Below are 918 nucleotides of genomic sequence, written 5' to 3' on the forward strand. Positions count from 1 at the left end.
CACATCCGCACCGCCCTCCACCACATGCGGCAGATACAGCCAGTCGCACTCCACCACCGTGCGGTCGGCCGCCATCGGATACATCCGATGGAAGATCACATGATCGGGCACCAGATTCACGAACACCTGCGGCCTGATGGTGATCGCGTAATAACGACGGTCCTGCTCCTCGGCCACACCCGGAATCCGCTCCAGCCCCGGCGAACCATCCACGGTGAACCCCCGCACCTGCTCACCGAACCGCGCACCATGCCCCACGTAGTACTGCGCCGCATAACCGTCCGCGAACTCCGGAAGCACCTCGGTCAGCTCCGGATGGATCGTCGCACAGTGATAGCACTCCATGAAGTTCTCGATGATGAGCTTCCAGTTCGCCCCCACGTCGTAGCGGATACGACGCCCCACCCTCAACTCCCCCACCCCGTACCGCTCGATCGACTCCACATCACCGAGCCGCTCCACCACCGCCCCCATCACCTCCTCCTCGAACGAAGGCGGCTCCTGGGCCAGACACACCCACACATACCCCAGCCACTCCCGCACATGAACCGTCACCAGCCCGTACTCACCCCGGTCCACATCCGGCATCGACGCCAGATTCGGCGCCGCCACCAGCTTCCCGTCCAGCCCATACGTCCAGGCGTGATACGGACACTGAAAAGCACGCCTGACCTCACCCGACTCCTGCGTGCACAACCGCGCCCCACGATGCCGGCAGATGTTCAAAAACGCCCGCACCACACCATCGCGCGAACGCGACACCAGCACACTCTCCCCACCCACCTGACAGGTACGGAACTGCCCCGGCCTGCCCAGCTCCGAAGAACGCGCCACACAGAACCACATCGCCTCGAAGATCCGCTCCTGCTCCAGAGCGAACACCTCCGGATCCGTATAGGCAGAACCGGGAAGAGTGGC

At 63.9% G+C, this 918-nt stretch carries 1 protein-coding gene; it reads right to left on the minus strand.

Going from position 1 to position 918, the window contains the following annotated elements:
* Positions 1 to 918 (minus strand): aromatic ring-hydroxylating oxygenase subunit alpha (locus IE249_RS35460; RefSeq protein ID WP_189711642.1); only part of this gene is annotated, 918 nt, incomplete at both ends.

The sequence above is a fragment of the Streptomyces anandii JCM 4720 genome, from assembly GCF_014650655.1.
GTDB classification, from domain to species: domain Bacteria; phylum Actinomycetota; class Actinomycetes; order Streptomycetales; family Streptomycetaceae; genus Streptomyces; species Streptomyces anandii.